The 15,620-nt window shown below is 70.2% G+C and carries 13 protein-coding genes; 1 reads left to right on the top strand and 12 read right to left on the bottom strand.

Going from position 1 to position 15,620, the window contains the following annotated elements:
* Positions 1-76: 76 nt before the first annotated feature.
* Positions 77-1,156 (bottom strand): hypothetical protein, encoded by a 1,080-nt coding sequence (locus ACIHCM_RS34460; protein ID WP_399904951.1) that lies wholly within the window; start codon positions 1,154-1,156, stop codon positions 77-79.
* Positions 1,157-1,323: 167 nt separating this feature from the next.
* Here ACIHCM_RS34460 and ACIHCM_RS34455 point away from each other — a divergent pair, with 167 nt between their 5' ends.
* Positions 1,324-1,521: a hypothetical protein gene (locus ACIHCM_RS34455; protein ID WP_399904948.1), complete on the top strand. Its 198-nt coding sequence runs from the start codon at positions 1,324-1,326 to the stop codon at positions 1,519-1,521.
* Between the two features lie 331 nt (positions 1,522-1,852).
* Here the strand turns inward: ACIHCM_RS34455 and ACIHCM_RS34450 are convergent, their stop codons facing one another.
* The 11 genes from ACIHCM_RS34450 to ACIHCM_RS34400 all read right to left on the bottom strand — a co-directional run bounded on the left by ACIHCM_RS34450 (position 1,853) and on the right by ACIHCM_RS34400 (position 15,240).
* Positions 1,853-2,659 (bottom strand): endonuclease domain-containing protein, encoded by an 807-nt coding sequence (locus ACIHCM_RS34450; protein ID WP_399904945.1) that lies wholly within the window; start codon positions 2,657-2,659, stop codon positions 1,853-1,855.
* A gap of 141 nt (positions 2,660-2,800) precedes the next feature.
* On the bottom strand, positions 2,801-3,811 hold the full coding sequence (locus ACIHCM_RS34445; protein WP_399904942.1) for a hypothetical protein: 1,011 nt from the start codon (positions 3,809-3,811) through the stop codon (positions 2,801-2,803).
* A gap of 14 nt (positions 3,812-3,825) precedes the next feature.
* Positions 3,826-5,169: an AAA family ATPase gene (locus ACIHCM_RS34440; RefSeq protein ID WP_399904940.1), complete on the bottom strand. Its 1,344-nt coding sequence runs from the start codon at positions 5,167-5,169 to the stop codon at positions 3,826-3,828.
* 205 nt (positions 5,170-5,374) lie between these two features.
* The gene (locus ACIHCM_RS34435) at positions 5,375-7,198 is read right to left on the bottom strand and encodes an RNA-binding domain-containing protein (protein WP_399904937.1); all 1,824 of its coding nucleotides are present in this window, start codon (positions 7,196-7,198) and stop codon (positions 5,375-5,377) included.
* Positions 7,199-7,495: 297 nt separating this feature from the next.
* Entirely contained in the window at positions 7,496-8,404 is a 909-nt protein-coding gene (locus tag ACIHCM_RS34430) for a helix-turn-helix domain-containing protein (RefSeq protein ID WP_399904934.1), read from the bottom strand.
* Positions 8,383-8,568: a hypothetical protein gene (locus ACIHCM_RS34425; protein ID WP_399904931.1), complete on the bottom strand. Its 186-nt coding sequence runs from the start codon at positions 8,566-8,568 to the stop codon at positions 8,383-8,385. Before ACIHCM_RS34425 ends, ACIHCM_RS34430 begins: the two co-directional genes overlap by 22 nt.
* Before the next feature lie 349 nt (positions 8,569-8,917).
* Positions 8,918-10,990 (bottom strand): HEAT repeat domain-containing protein, encoded by a 2,073-nt coding sequence (locus ACIHCM_RS34420; RefSeq protein WP_399904928.1) that lies wholly within the window; start codon positions 10,988-10,990, stop codon positions 8,918-8,920.
* Between the two features lie 845 nt (positions 10,991-11,835).
* Positions 11,836-12,558 carry a hypothetical protein gene (locus ACIHCM_RS34415; protein WP_399904925.1) on the bottom strand — a complete coding sequence of 241 codons (723 nt, stop codon included), beginning with the start codon at positions 12,556-12,558 and terminating at the stop codon, positions 11,836-11,838.
* Positions 12,559-12,652: 94 nt separating this feature from the next.
* Positions 12,653-13,753 carry a hypothetical protein gene (locus tag ACIHCM_RS34410; RefSeq protein WP_399904922.1) on the bottom strand — a complete coding sequence of 367 codons (1,101 nt, stop codon included), beginning with the start codon at positions 13,751-13,753 and terminating at the stop codon, positions 12,653-12,655.
* Positions 13,754-14,557: 804 nt separating this feature from the next.
* A complete protein-coding gene (locus tag ACIHCM_RS34405; protein ID WP_399904919.1) occupies positions 14,558-14,944 on the bottom strand; it encodes a fic family toxin-antitoxin system, toxin component in 387 nt (128 codons plus the stop codon).
* Entirely contained in the window at positions 14,941-15,240 is a 300-nt protein-coding gene (locus tag ACIHCM_RS34400; RefSeq protein WP_399904916.1) for a DUF1778 domain-containing protein, read from the bottom strand. Before ACIHCM_RS34400 ends, ACIHCM_RS34405 begins: the two co-directional genes overlap by 4 nt.
* Between the last annotated feature and the right edge of the window lie 380 nt (positions 15,241-15,620).

Genomic DNA, 15,620 nt, shown 5'->3' with positions numbered 1-15,620 from the left:
AGCCGACTGCATGCCGGAGGATGGCACGTACCAACCCCTCGTGTCTGGCGCGGGCCCGTCCGGCAGGCCGGGACGGTCACCGTCCGACTACACCGCGGGCACCGGCGAAGGCAGCACTGAGGACGTCTTCATCGGCCAGGCCGAGCTCGAGGCGCAAGAACCGCAGATAGGCCTCCAGCGCGTCCGTGTTCCCGGGCCGCCGGGGATCGAGTGCCTCAGCGATGAGGATGGCCAGCGACTCCTCCCGGGCAGCGGTGGTTCGCGAGATGGTCTGACCCCAGCCGATCCAGACAGGGTGTCGCAGCATGCGCACCACACCCTCGGGCTCTATGCGCAGTGGCATCTCGGGAGCCACCTGCAACGCGGCAAAGCTGCACAGGAGAGCCAGCACCTGATACTGCGTCGTGAGCATCACGGCGGCCGCGGCACGCATCAGCGCCTCATCGTCCGCACTCTCCACCGCGGCGACCAGCGCCTGATCTCCGGCAAGGTGGCTGCTCAGAAGGTGAGGCGTCTCCCCGCGGCCCAGCTGCTCAAGCTCCCGAGCCGCGAATGTCATCTTCATCTCCTCGATGAGAGAGTCCGGCAGGCTCAGGCTCGCACCCACGGCCTCGGCGATCTCTTCCAGGCCCACCGCGCCGGGCCCGCCGGCGGACACCCGCGAAATCACAGCCACCAGAGGCCGCACCTCCCGCCACTGAGGCATCCGAGCCACGCCCTCCACCTCCAGGCCCCGTTGCTGCGCCAGCTCCCGGAGAAGGTTGTGCCTCGGGGGCGGCGGCTGCGAGCGGCGCGCGCGCTCCGCAGCCGCCTGCAGCACCGCCTCCGCCTGCTCGTCCCACGCCTCCTCGCTCAAGTCCACCCCCGACAGGGTCTGCGGGACGTCCCCGAACACGTCGACGCGGTGCTGCAGATGCTCGATGATCACCATGCGCAACGCGGCCGGTGAGTCCTCGCGCATCGCCCGATCCAAACCGGTAGTCACCACGGTCTTCAGTGCGCGGCCCTGCCGGGCGGAGCGGGCTAACAACTCGGCCCGCTCCACGATGGCTGGCAGCAACTCGGCGCGCGTACCGCGCCCCCGGCCCAGCCCCCGCCGGGGATGCCGAGGCAGATGCCCAGCCGCCCGCCACCGCTCCAACTGGTAGACGGACACGCGCACACCCCGCTCGGCCAGAGTCCTGATGAGCTCGGCGTCAGCGCCCGAGGGCGGGGTACGGGGCACGCCCCACATACAACCCCGCGATCTGCCCCTGCGCAACGAGTTCCCGGCATGAGGTCATCAGGTGACAGCACCGCCCGACGGAAGGACCTCAACTGCCCATGCTCGACACCGTGCTGAGCGCGTCCGACTTCGCGCCCTACCTCGCGCTCCTCGCCGCCGTCGCCGTCCACGCCCGCCCGCTCGTCCTCCTGACTGGCTTCCTCGTGGCCGTACGCGGAACCAGCGGTCCCAAGCGCAGCGACATGTTCACCGTCTTCGCCCGCCACGTCGCGTCACGGCACAGTCCGCGCCGCTGACCTCTACCGCTGCCCCGGCGGCATGGCCTGCTCACGGGGCAGAAAGACCGCCACAAGGCACTGGCGACGGCACCTCAGCGCCGTCGCCAGGTGACATGCATCGGCGAGAAGCGACACGTCCCCGGAAACCCACGCTGGCGCTCAAGGGGCGAGCGGGAGCCCTTCACCGCAGAGATCAAATCCGAGTGCCGTCGGACGCTGTAGCCCGTCACGGCGGCAACCAGCGCGGCGTGGATCCGGCTGACGCACGCACGAGCTCGTCTCGGCAACACGATCGTTCCACACCCGAGACAGTCCGCAGCCGAGACAGACCAGACGCCGGGGCGGGTCCTTACCGTGGCATGCGCCGGGTGGGCAGTCCTTCGAAGGGGTCGAAGCCGAGCTGCTCGATCACCCGTCGGCGGGTGAAGTCCCGTGGACGCCACTCGTCACTGAGCGGATACACCAGCCCCAGACCGGCAGCGGGCGGCGCAAGCTGGTAGTCGGCCCGCGGGCAGCCGGAGACGTGCGGGCACTCCTCCAGGACACGGTTGCACAAGCCGCACAGCAGACCACGCACCAGCCCGGTCTCGTGATCATGGTCGACCATCGCTCCGGGGTAGCGGCCGCACAGATGGCAGTCGGGCCCGAGCGCGTCGACGAGCGCGGCGCGCATCTGCCGCACGGAGGCGGTGCGGGCCGGGGGAGGGGGCCACAGGTGCAGCAGGCTGTAACGGCCGACGGTGCAGCGCTCCCTCCGACTGATCAGACCGGGATCGACGCACGGGCCGAGAAGACGCACCGTCCAGGTGACCTCGGCCGCGCCCCAGACGGTGTCGTCGTCGGCCCGGCCGCCCATCCACTCCCGCGGACCGCCGGGGCTTTCGACCCACGAATATTGCTGCCGGTGCGTGTGTCCTGCGGGCGGCGGCTGCTGGTCGCCGCAGAGCATGTGACCGGCGCGCACGAGGTGGTGGCGGCCGTCGTCGCCGGGGAAGGCATAGGTGGGGCCCGGCGGCCCGGGCTGGGCAACCGGCAGATCGCACGGGCGCTTGGCGGCGTCGGCGACGAGCCGTTCCACGAACGGCAGGCCCTGGTGAGCCCAGCGCCACAGCAGCTTTGCCCGCCGGTAGGGAGACATGTCGTCCAAAGTGGGCACAAGGTGATCGTGGCGCATGGCACTGACAACGCCCGTATGGCCAGCGCGGGTATGAGCCTGCCGCTCCCGATGGCCAGGGCAGCCGCACCCTGGTGCACCAAGTGCAAGGATCATGCGCACCTTCCGCAGCCGAGCAATACCTCAGCCCCGCGGTTCGGGAAGTTCCCCTGGCCTGACGGCTACGATTTCCACGCTGGTGCAGCCGACGCGTTCGAGAGCAGCCTTCCGATCCTGGGCGCTGGGCTTGTCGTAGGCGACGGCGGAGGAACGAGGCGTGCCGGTGGGGCCAGTCCAGGTGAGGCCGTAGTTCTGCATGGCTATCACGGGTTCATCGTTGCTCCTTCCGCCGACCCGGGAGCGGTCGTCGCCCGCGAGGGTGTCGTCGACGACACCGTCGATGCAGTTGGTGTCGGCAGCGCCTCCGCATACGCGCGGTTGACCGACGCGGAACGAGAGACGATGCGCGGCGCGCCAGGCAACAAGGGCCGGAACGGTCGCCTGACCAACGACGGTCGCCTCGACGCCCGGCTTGAGACGGGTCATGGCGTGCACGACATCGATGAAAGGCGAGTCCAGTAGCGCCTGCGCCAAACGGCCCGCCTCCGGGTCTGCATCCTGGTGCAGCCTGTGCCAGTCGCGCAGATTGGAGCAGGCCCGGACGAAGGCATCCAGCCGCCCTTTGACGAGATCAGGGCGGTTGAGACCGAAGACCCGGATCGTCTCCTCGCCCCTGGCCGACTCGTCCACCGGGTCGTACAGACCGCTTTTCAGCAGCAGCTGCAGATGGTCTGCCGGGTCCTCCGCAGAGGGATCGACCAGGAGACACACACCGTCCGCGTTCACCGGGTACTGCGACCGCTTGGCGTTGCTGTTGCAGTACGAGCAGGCCAGGAGGTGGTTCGACCACTCGAAGGCACGCAGCGGCGCGTTCTCCAGTGGCTGGAAATGGTCAATGTCGGTGCCGCGGCTGTCGTCGCAGTACATGCAACGCACAGCACCACGGGTCATCGACTCCAGCGCCGTGCGCACGTGCTTGCGGGGGGTCTGCGCCTTGATCCACTGCTCACGCGCCGCCTTGGACGTTCCCCCTGCGGTCCGGACGCGTCCTGTCCACCGGGTCAGCAGACCCTGCGTCTTGTCGGAGACAGGCACGCGTTGAACCGGAATCACCGTTCCTGCTCCAGCCGCGCCGACACCTCGGCCACCCTGCTCTCCAGAGAGCTCGTCAGCAGGCTGCTCAGCTCCTGGTATTCGGCGATCTCCTCAGCCGTGGCCGCTTCGGCATACACCTTGCGCTCCAGGGCCACCAGACGTCGGCGCTGCTGCTCGGCACGGCTGGAGTACGGCGTCTCCAGACCGAAAAGCTCCGAGAGCACAGCATCGTCTCCGCTCCCGTACACGACCCTGCGGTAGAGATCCTCGTCCACCACTTCGGGGGGCTGTTGCTCGTCTGCTCCAGGGAGCCGGATCAGTCCGCCCTCGTCGGCGGCCTGGCAGATGTATGGGCTGTGGCTGGTGACGATGAACTGGATGTTGGGGAAGTGGTCCTGCATCCAGTCGCCTATCTTGCGCTGCCAGGTCACATGCAGGTGCGCGTCCACTTCGTCGATCAGCACGACGCCCGGGGCGAGGATCGCCGTACCCCCAGACCTGGAAGCGGTCGGATGAGTGTGCAAGTACCCGTAGGCGCCGTGGAGCTGCCGGACGATGTCCAGCACCAGTGCCGCCACCGTCCGGTAGCCGTCGCTCATCTCCTTCAACGGGAAGCCGGGCCCCTTATGGCCCTTCTCGACCACCCACAAGCCGTCCGCTGACACCCTCTGGATCTGGTACCGGTCGGGCAACAACCCGTCCCGCAGCAACGACAGGACCTGATTGAGCAACACGGCGGCCTCGCTGCTCGTGCCTTCCTCGTACATACGCAGCCGTAGATCGATCAGCCACGCCACGCCCTCGGCCAGCGAGGCGTCCTCGTGGAAGAGCGTTGCCAGGCGCCCACTGGGCCCCTGGTTCAGCATGAGTCGCTGCGCCTCGCTGGAGCCGCCGGTCAACCGCCGGAACGGCCCGTAGCCGGCACAGAACCAGCCGATCGGGTTCTCCACCCACGGCCCGCGAGGGCCACTCTTGCCGGTACCCAGCGGTGCCATCACCGGCCGAGGAGCATGACGATCAGGCTCAGGGTGTGTCCACCGCAGGCCCAAAGAGATCTCACCTTGAGGCTTGTTGCCCGATCCCGTGAAGCCATCGTGCACCGGGTCGCTGACGACGTGGACCTCTACCTCCCCCTTCTTGGCAGGCGTCGAGATCCAGCCGGTGAAGTCCGACACCAGCGCCCGCGCGACCGCCGGTCCACCCAGCGCCAGGGCGATCGCCTGCAGCACAGTGGATTTGCCCGAACTGTTGCGTCCCGCAAGCACCGTCCAGCCGCTGCGCCCGGGCAAGATCAGATCGGCCGCCCGCCTGCCGGTGAAGCCTTTGACGTTCCTGAGCTGGACCCTCGTGACGTACACCCGCGCTCTGCCTCCATCCGACCGCCTTGCCCCCACCCAAACAGAGCCTCGCAGGGCACCGATGCCCTACATTCTCACGCCCCCACCACGGGCGACCTGCTGGCAGGACGACGAGCACAGCAACGCCGCCCCTGCGGCGACCCTCCGCGGCTGACAATGACAACCGCACACGGCCGGCTTCCCCGGCCGACGCTGCGCCCTCCCACTACAGCAGCCCCGCCTCCGCATGGACGTAACCGAAGGCCTGCGCCATGTGGACCACCGCGCGGCGCATCACGTCCTGGCGCTTGGCACGCCGCATGGAGGGCTCGGCGGTGATCGTGACTGCCATCTCCTGCCGGGAGCCGCGACCGCCGGGACCGAGTGGGCTGAAGTCGACGAACGACGACAGAGCAGGGGTCACATCGATGTCGTCATACCGTTCGGTGCTCAGCCGCAGCTCGGTCGTGGGCGGGGCCGCCCAGCGCCGGACGGCCGGGTCGCCAAAGACCGCAGGCAGCACGTCAGCCGCCGTCTCCCACGCATGGAAGAGGACGTCCTGGACCTCCTCGAAGTCCAGCGGTATACCCCGATGACCGCCCAGCACCGCCGCCCAGCCCGCCGTGTCCCCGATCAGGACGTCCGCGCAGGACACGACAGCGGAGTCCATCACACCGGGGAGCGTGATCATGGCGGCGGCCGTCACGGCCGCCCGGCCGTCCGGGGCGGTGACCACACTCGTATAGCTTGCGGCGTGCAGCGAGTTGTCGTGCGGGCCCGCCTGCCACCGGGCCGCGGGAAGACTGCCGCCGCGCCGCTGGGACAGCAAGGTCACCGCACCCGCCAGCACACTGTGCGGCAGGTGCTGCTCCAGGCTCTGGCGCCGAGCCCGGGTGATCTCCAGGGCGGGGGTGTCGGTCCAGGGAAGCGTCACCAGGGCGCGCAGGCGCAACTGCGGCGGCGGCACCTGGCTCGTCCACCGTCGTGCGGACCGGGTCTGCTCGAGGCTGAAGCGCACAGCGGGCTCCCACCGCCATCCACCCGTCTGCGAGCGCACCAGGCGGCCGGCGCCCCACGTGCCGCCTTCCAGGTCCACCCGCACGGCGTCGGCGGCCACCACCCACGCCCGCGCTTCCTCGTGCGCTTCCGGCAGTACGGGGTAGCCGACCGCCGCCAGCGGATCCCCGCCGGCATCGCTGCGACCGGCGGTGACGATCGCCCGCCACACGGGCGCGGCGACCACGACCGGCGGGCGCGGAGGAGCCACGCACAGCACCCACCCCGGCTCCCCGTCCCGGGCGTGGTCCAGATCCTGCAGCGCAGCCGACCCGTGACGGTACGCCTCACCCACCGGGGCCCCAAGGCCCGCACCGGCCAATTCCTCGTACGCCTCCCGCATCTCCCGCTCCCACTCGGGCAGGCCCTGCCCCACGCGCACAGCGGCCGGCTCTGCGGGGGAGTGGGTGACGGCTTCGTGCAGGAGCCTCGACAGCGTCTCGGCGGTGGGCATGCCGGAGGCGGCGACACCTTGGGAGAGCAGGCGCTGGATCTCGGTGCGCGGGAGCCAGTGTGTCCCGTCGGCCTCGCGCACGGGCACCGCGACCGTGTCCGTGCGCGGCGCACCGGGCTTGCCGACCGGCGCCGCGACGACGAACAGGGCGTTCGCCTGCTGCGCAGGGATGTCGATGTAGAGCACGCGACAGCCCTGCCGGTCGCCTGACCACTCCACGCTGACCCCGCGCGGAGCAGGGGTGACGTGCGCGCGGATCAGCTTGCGGATCTGGTCGCGGTCGACCGAGGCACGGTCGACCGGGATGATCCGGTCGAGGACCTCCATGTCGTCCGCCACGCGCGTGCCGATGCCCAGCACGATGACACCACCGCCCCCGTTGGCGAAGGCACAGACGTCCTTGGCGAGTTCCTCCACCGCGCGCGGCTCACGCAGTTCGTACGGCACCGTCTTGGCGTCCAGCCACTGACCCTCCGGCTGCTCCAGCAGCAGGTCGGGCTTCTGCGCGCGCAGCGCAGCCCGGACGGCTTCGAGATCCATCGTCGACACCCTGGAAGTATCCCGGCCAGAACCCGCCCGTCCGACCGGATTTCCCAACTACCCATGGCCAAGGGCACTGTGCCGCCCGTCTCGGCCGCCTCGTCCGGTACTTCTCCCACACCCGGCTGCACGAAGACCAACATCCGGCTGCTGCCCTGCACGTCCTGGCCGCCATGCAGGACAAGCGGCGGCCGAAGCGGCCTGCCAACTGCCGAACCGACCATGGAGCATCGGCTTGCCGCAGGGCGACTGACGTGCCAGACCCCGGACAACCACCAGCCCGACTCCCAGCGCCCGTCACGCTCCCGGGTGGGCCCGGGCACCATAGGCAACCAGCTCGGCGCGCAAGTCCAGCTCCGATCCGGCTGCGGCCTGGCCCTGCAGGGCCTCGATCTCGTCAGCGCTGAGGCTGTCGACCCACTCGACCCAGCGCTGGAACGCAGCCTCCTCCTCATCGCGCAGCCGCTGGTCGTACTCATCGAGCTCGTTCTCATGCCCGGCCTCGGTGCCATAGAGCAGTTTGCTGCGGGTCTCCTCCCGCTGACGGCGCTCCTCGGCCCGCTCGACGACCTCGCACGGATAGCTGGCGCACCCCCTGGGCCCGGTGAGGATCCGCCGGTGCGCGGCGAGCATGCCGGCGGTCGTCTCGGGCCTGGCCCCGTACGCCGCGAGCAGAGCCGACAGCTGTTCCGCGCTGGGACGCCGCTCACCCCGGAGGATGTTGCTGATCGTGCTCTTCGACAACCGGCTGGCCGCCCCGGCAGACGCCGCCAAAGCCCGCAGCGAGGGCATCTCAGCCTCCGCATGGATGCGCTTCAAAGCCCTGGTGAGACCACCCCAGGTACTGACCCGCCCGGGAACGTGCGAAGGACGCGGCCACACGGGCACCGGCGTCGGCGCAGCGGCATGCCGCGCCGCCGCCAGCAGGTCCAGGCCCCGCTGCTCGAACGCCCGGCCGTCGACACCGTTCTTGCTCGCCCACGCCCAGGCGTAGGCACTGATCGTCTTCTCCGTCGGCAGCGAAGGCGCGTCGAACGCGCGCCGCAGCGTGCGCTCACCCACCGGCCGCCCGGCCATCACGGCCCTGTCGGCCAGCCGCGGGAACGTCAGCCCGCACTGCGCCTCGCGCATCCAGGCATGCAGCGCGGCCAACTCCAGCCACGACGCCGCGACAGCCCGGCGCTTCACCGGCTGCTCCCGGCGCACGCACCGAGCAGGCAGCCCAGACGGCCGGGCATGAGCAGCGCCCCGGCGGCCGCCGCGAAGCCGACCAGGATGCCCGGGAGGGGGCGCTCGAGCGCGGTGAGCGCGGTGACACACACAACGGGCGTGACGGCGACGACCGCCTCGCTCACACCGAGCCGGCTCATGCAGCTAGCGCTGTCGGACGGCGGGGGACAGGACGAAGACATGGCGATACCTCAGGATCGGCAAGGTGGGAGGAGGGGCCGGAGGCGAGAGCGCCCCGCAGCGGTGCAACCGATCGTCGCAGCACCCCTGAATCCGGCGCGACCTGCTCGCCGACGGCCCGAAGGAGGCGTACGCTCGCGCCCGGCCGCCGGGCGCAGGTCAGCGGCTGTGAGGTCACTTTTCCGTCCACGCCCCCTTCGCGCGCGGGGATGCCAGCGCTCCCCCAGACATCCCGCCGGTTGAGGCCCTCCACCGGGTTGCTGAAGGCGAGCGGCGCCAAGGGACCCCGGCCTGCGCATCGGCCGTCTGTCAGGGTGCCGGTGGCGCGTTGCGCTGCTCTGGCCAACGCAGCTCGACGTTGATGATCATCCGCACGTCTTCATCAGGGTCCTGGGCAAGCTGGTCGATGGCGCGCCGGGCCGTGTCGTCATCGGACCATCTGAAAATCAGCGCGGCGCCGGACTTGGTGCGGACATGCGGGCTCGGGTCGCGGGCGAGCTGTAGCAGAGCACCGCGCGCCACGGTGTCCCCCGCCCACCCTTCCTGCAACATGTCAACTGCGTGGGCGCGGAAGTGGACGGCGCGCTCGGCGGCGTCCTTGCCGTCGGCGGGGATGGCGGGCTCGACGGACAGGGCCTGCAGTACAGCCATGTCATTGGTCTCTGACAGACGGATCACCGAGTCACGGGCCGTCTCAAGGCCGCCCCATCTCTCGACGGCCTGCTTCTGGGCCAAGTTGAACAAGTACTCCCGGGGATCCAACCGGAGAACGGCCGCACGCGTCCGAGAATTGTGCAGCCAGTGAGCAAGGATCCCGGCGAGGGCTTGCGCCGCGATCGTCGACTCCGGGTCCTGGCCGCCGCAGGCGAGACGCAGAAGTCCGTCACGGGCTTCTGCAGTGTGCAACCAGTTCTTCAGCAGTCCCTCCACTGCTTGTTTCCTGACTTCGATGTCCTTGTCGACGCTGAGTAGAAGCCCGAGCAGCGCGTTCCGCGCAGTACGGGACCGCGGCCACCCGACAGCCAGGCCTTCAGCGGCCGCGGCCCGTACCGAACGCTTCGGGTCGCGGGCGAGAGACACAAGAACACCAAGGACCCAGTCATCGCGCCAGCCCGCGGTAACCATGCCGTACGCGGTGCCCCCTCTGACGAATTCGTCAGTGTCCCGAGCAAGCAACGCGAGCGTGTCGTGGGCGGCACCGTCGTCCTTCCAATGCTCTGCCAGGCCGTGGGCGACGGCGAACCGAACCTCCGGGTCGGGATCAGCAGCCAGGCGTAGGAGCGTGGCACGGGTGTCCGGATGCCTGGGCCATCCCGTCACCAAAGAATCGAGAGCGGTGCGTCGGCCGTCGGAGCCGGACAGCCGGGTGGCGGCCAACAGCACGAGGCGCTCGTCGTCCGGTGCATACGGTCCTGAATCGCTCAAGGGCCCCTGGAGGACGCCGGCCTCCTCTTCCCCCTGGGCATTGACGACGCGGGCCTTGTCCAGGGCAGCCTTGATGTCGTCGAGCGCGTCAAGAGCCGGCTGGGCGAGCAGTTCCCGAGGTGGCAACGGCGGCGCGCCCGCCTCGGGACTGGCCGTGTCACTGGCGGCGATCTGTGCCGCATCGGGCACCACAGACAGCCGGAGCAGTTCGGCATGGGCCCTCTCCCAGCGCTCTTCGAGCGTGCGCAGACGGGAGGCGGCGCGATCGGCTTCCGCCTGCGCAGCCCGCTTGTAGCCGAGGGCTCGCTCTGTCTCGCTCTGGATGCGGGCGAGATGGGCAGGGGTGCCGCCACCGTGCACAAGACGCGTCTGATCCGCGTAGTGTCCGGCGATGATCCCACGCAGCGCATCGATGATGTCCCACAGCGTCGTCACGAGGACTCGGGTGTCACGCAACGCGTAGTTCAGCTGGGTCACGGTGTGACGGGCATGCTCCAGGTCCACCTCGAGCCGGAGCCGCGCGACGGTGTCCGCACTCGGGCCGGATGCCAGCGCCACGAGCTGGGGCTGCACACGTTGCTGCACCCTGTCGTGTGACAGTGCCTCAAGTAATGCGCACGCTTCGGTCCACCGTCGCTCGAACTCTTGCTGGGACAGGCCTGCCGCCTTGCTGGTGATGGTCAGGAACTGGCGGGTGAACGCTCTAGGCGGCTGAGGGAAAGCTCGCCCCTTCAGGAGACGGTCGATCGTCGACTTGGAGCAGCTCATGTCCCGGATCGGATTCTGTGGGGGCCTGCCGACGGCAGCAGCCTGCTCTTGCCTCCTGGCCTCCTCTTCGAAGCGCTCAGCCAGCGTGCGTGCACTGAGTCCGGCTTCGGCGGCTTGCCGCGCGAGGAAACGGCCGTACCGCTCCAGCGACCCCGACCCCTGGCCGTCCTGATCGACTGTCATCACCATCCCCCCACCCGGCCCGTCCCAGAAACCAGCCACCATGGCCCAGCCCTGACGAATTGCCCCCGCAGCCACCGGCCCTCTGTGACCTGCACCCATACTGCCGCACTGTCCCACCCTGTCCCAGCCTGTCCCAAGCACCGTGAGGGACAACGCGGCGAGCGCTCATGGTCTGTCTCGACCCGCCGGGTGCCTGGAGCGCCCAGCCCGACGAGAACGGAGAACAACACCGTGTTCGGCTGTCCTTCCTCCCTTCCCCCCGCACCCTCCGACCCGCCCTCCACCACCGGACTCGGGGAGGCCGCGCAGACCCTGCTGATAGCCGCGGCGCCCGAATTTCTCGGAGGACTCGGCGCAGGGCTGGCGATCGTACTGACCACCGCTCTGGTACGACGTCTGCGCCGCCGCTTCCCACCTCCCCATGAGATGGACGGCGCCGGATAGCCCTGCGGCGACCACACAGCAAGAAGCAGGGTTTCCTCGCCGGCCTCACGCCCGGACGGACAAGGGCACCGGTCGGCGACATCCCCAAGCCACGCCCTCGCAACGTCACAGGCTGTCCGGCCCGGCCCCACCCGGGCCTCCGGCAACAAGCGATACGGGCGGCCAGTAGCGCGATCCCTTCAGCACTCGTCCACCGGCTCGTGACCGGGCACCTGCCCGGGGCCGCGCCGCTGGCGGTCGCCGGAGAGCGCGACGATCCGCTGGACCGGCAGCGCGACGGCCAGATGACCGCCGTGGGGAGAAGCCCACCCGGCTCGGGGCGCAGGCCTCCTGCCACCGACGCCGGAACTCTGCGTCCTCGCGCCCACGGCGGGGACGAGGATTGACGATCGCGTGACTCTCGATCGTCAATCCTCGTCCTCGTCGGGACCGTCGGCGGGGTAGGGGTGCAGTGATACCCCTACCGCTATGCGCACCTGCCGGAACTCCTTGTCCACTGCGCCCTGCAACCTGTAGGTGTTGCGGAGCAGCGGCACCGGCCAGCCGGCTTCACACAGAGCCGCATCATCGATCACACCGGGCTTGGCCGCCCAGTCTCGAAGACCGCGCAGCGCGGCCTCCGCCGCTGCGGCGGTCATGTTCGCCGTATACACCAGCCACCCGGCCTCGGCGAGTTCCTCGCCGAGGCCACACTCGGGGCTTCCCTTGGATGCCCCAAGTGGCGTGTCCGTCCCAACGACCAGGACACGGCCGCCATCCATGCGGGCGAGAACCAGCACAACCCGGGACCTGTCCGCCTGAGCCTGCACTTCACCGGCAGCCGCAACCACCCGGCCCCACAGGTCCGCCGCCGACACCTCGTCGAGGTTCACGGTTTCGCTCTGGCCGCCCTGCGGCATGCGGTCCGCCGGCATGCGCGCGTTCACTCCGTCGATCTTGAGCTGCCGAAGGACGGACCGCTCCACCTGCCGCGCGGCCTCCCGGGAGGGCAGCAGCACGGCGCGGTACAGGTGCCAGCCCTGGCTTCGGTGCTGATCGATCCGCGCGGAATCCAAGCCTGCGATCCCCACCTTCCCAACCCCCGTGGCGCTATGCGTGACCACGTAAACGTGCGTGGGCGTTTCGATCATGCGGTCATCTCCGTCCGGGCCGACCCACACAGCCCAGCGTGGTCGGCGAGATGGATGGACAGCGCGACAGGACTCACCCACCGGCGCGCCCCGTTCAGCGTTCGTCCACCAGTTCGTGAGCGGGCACCTGTCCGTGGCCGCGCCGCTGGCGGTCGCCGGAGAGCGCGACGATCCGGTGAACCGGCAGCGCGAAATCCGGGTGGCCGCCGGTGGGGGAGAAGCCCACCCGGCCGGTATCGGGCTCGAAGAACGTCACCGTCCCGTACAGGCGGTGCAACACCGTATCCGGCCGCCTCCCGCACTCGACGTCCACCCACAGCGTCCACTCCCGCAACCAGTGGACGGGAAGGTTCGCCAGTTCCGCAGCCGCGGCGCCCGGGTGATCGTCGTCCGGTACCCAGATATATGCGCCCACGACCAGGTCGTTGTACCGCTCGATCGATTCCAGCCCGCCGCCCCCGGACCGCACCGACCGCCGCGCATCACGCCGCGCCGCCCTCGCCTTCGTCACCAAGACCGTAGGCAGCGCGCCCGCCCCATCACGCTCAGCATCCGCCGGCAGATACGGATAGGCACCGCGCAGCAGCGCCAGCACCTCCTGCTCCCCGGGGCTGGTAGCACCCGGCGCCACGTCCGGCCCGACCACGACCCGCCCACGCTGCTCGCGGGTATGTTCGGCGGCATGCCGGGCGGCGAAGCTCGGGACGGCCAGCACCACGGCGTGATCCGGCTCCCACCCGTAGCCGTTACGGCGTCCGCCGAACGGCACACAGGGCCCGTGCTGCTCGTACTGGGCCAGGTATGCCAGGTCCGCATCCTGCTGCCGGACAAGCGGCCAGCCGGTCACCAGCAGCAACTGCCGCCCCGCCGCGCTCTCCCCACCGGCGGCCGCATCCAGCGCCTCCTCCAACTGATCGCAGCACCCCGCCACCCACTCCTGCCACCGGTGCCGAAACTCCGCATCCGCCCACTGCGCGGGCGAGGAGAACCCGCCAGCCGGGACAACGGCAGGCTCCGGCAGCGCTGTCACATCACGCACCCGCGCCCCGCCCCAACGCGCCTCCAGCACGCCCAGCGCAGCCTCACGCGCCGCCGCCTCGCCCTGATCCCGGGCACCGCTCCAGGCCCGCCGCACAGCCCTCCACGCATCGAACGGCTCCGCCCACCGGGAGCGCTCCACCACCGCGGCCGCCAACCCCAGACCCTGCCGCCGCACCCAGCAGCCACCGCATCGCACGCCCCGCTGACCGACGTCGCCTCACAAGCCGCAGGGGCCGCCGCACGCCACTCGGCCAGTGCCGCCTCCGACCGCGCCAGCACTCCCGCCCAGGCCTGCCGCATCTGCCGGACGCCCGCACCGAACACACGATCACTCGTCCACGGCTCCAGCAACCCCGCCACCTCGGCATCACGGTTCCGCGCCGCCTCCCACAGCACCCGGGCATACCCATCCCAGGACCGCGGCCCCGCCTCCTGCCCCTCCAGCGAGCGCACCCGGACATCAGCCGCGACCACCTCGACCGCCGCCCGCAACAGCGCCTCCTCACCCGGCTCCACGCCCACCAGCGGCGCGCAGTGCCGGCACACCTGCTCCACGACGTCCAGGAGCACCAGCGGCCTGCCTGTCAGATGCGCCGCGTACCGGCAATGACTGCGCCACCCCGCACCGGAACCGGGAACGTGCCACTTACCACCACCCGCACGCCCCAGCACCACGGTGATCCGCCGAAGCACAGCGACGTCCACACCGGCCCGCGCCAGCTCCCTCTCCCGCAGCACCGGAAGTTCCCGTTCACGCCACATACCGGCCCGCCGCCTCCCCGCCCGCTGCCTGCTCCCACCGAGCACAGTGACACAGAGACCCGGACCGGCATGCCCGATCGCCAGGAACGTCACCCGCCCCCTCACGCCCCACCAGCGCAAGCCCGACAGCGTCCCACCGCGGCCTCCCCCTGGAGCCGGACGGACGACGAGCGCCCGGCTCACAACTCCCGAAGGGTCAAGAACCGCTCCAGGCACGCAGTTGACGGCCGATCAGGCCGACGCCCGTCGCGCCGGAGGCGGCGTCCCGCACCAGGGCGACTGCCTCCTTCGGCAGGTAGTCCAGCTGATACCCGTTCAGGGCCAGGTAAGCCTCCGTGGAGTGCCAGGCGAAGGCCTCGTTGGAGTGCTCCAGACACGGCAGCTTGGCCAGAGTCTGAAGGAGCGCGGCTGCCTTCAGATACACCGACCCGTAGATGTCGCGCTCCATCGCCCGGGCGTTGACCCGGGCGACCGCCGCGTAGAGCGGGCCGTAGTCGTCCACCTGGGGATCACCGGGCAGCAACTCGGCCGCGTGCAGAAGGAAGCCCACATCAAGAGGGTGGAACGGATCGTTCTGGCTCACGCGGCGTGTCCCCGCTCCTGCTGCTCCTCAAGATCCCGCCGGGCCTGCAGCTCCGCCGAGCGCTGCTCCGCGGAGGGATCGGCCGCGCTGGCCTCCTCTGTGAACGCGTCGCCGCTGCGGGCCATCGAGGTCCTGAACGCGTCGAGGAAGCGCTCTTCCACGGCGGTGGCCCGGGCGTAGGCGGCCGAGAGGATGTACTCCTGCAGACTGACGCCTTCCTGTCGTGCGGCGGCTTCGATCGCGGCCCGCTGGGCCGGATCCGGGAAACGGAGGTTCATGGCTTTGGGATGAGACATGGTACCGATGGTACCGCCGATACCACAGCCCGGCCAGAGCTCAAAGACCGGCCCGGTACGGCATCAGATGCCCACGACAGAAATAATCCGAATCGACACCGCCCCCAGGCCGGCCACCCCTCCACCCCAAGCAGGCAGCCGGCCCACCCCCCCGGACCCACCCCTCCCTAGCCAGCCAATCGGTAACCGGCACCCTCGGCCAACCGGACGACGCCACACAAGGATTGATACTCCCTCTGCTCACGCGGCCCCGACGCGCAGCAGAGGGGCAGTTCTGTGCGCAGCACAGAATTCCCGCGCGCAGCGCGGCACTTGTGCTGTCGGTGCGCAGCACCGACACGGCGGCGTTAGCCGCTGCGCGGCGAAGGGCGCAGCCCTGA

The sequence above is a fragment of the Streptomyces sp. NPDC052023 genome (assembly GCF_044548465.1).
GTDB lineage: Bacteria > Actinomycetota > Actinomycetes > Streptomycetales > Streptomycetaceae > Streptomyces.
Note: the sequence above shows the minus strand (reverse complement) of the source record. Positions and strands in the feature narration are given on the sequence as shown.

Coding starts and splice junctions, on each gene's coding strand:
- ACIHCM_RS34455 (WP_399904948.1), top strand. CDS start 1,324: ATGCTCGACACCGTGCTGAGCGCGTCCGACTTCGCGCCCTACCTCGCG.
- ACIHCM_RS34435 (WP_399904937.1), bottom strand. CDS start 7,198: ATGGATCTCGAAGCCGTCCGGGCTGCGCTGCGCGCGCAGAAGCCCGAC.
- ACIHCM_RS34425 (WP_399904931.1), bottom strand. CDS start 8,568: ATGAGCCGGCTCGGTGTGAGCGAGGCGGTCGTCGCCGTCACGCCCGTT.
- ACIHCM_RS34420 (WP_399904928.1), bottom strand. CDS start 10,990: ATGGTGATGACAGTCGATCAGGACGGCCAGGGGTCGGGGTCGCTGGAG.
- ACIHCM_RS34415 (WP_399904925.1), bottom strand. CDS start 12,558: ATGATCGAAACGCCCACGCACGTTTACGTGGTCACGCATAGCGCCACG.
- ACIHCM_RS34400 (WP_399904916.1), bottom strand. CDS start 15,240: ATGTCTCATCCCAAAGCCATGAACCTCCGTTTCCCGGATCCGGCCCAG.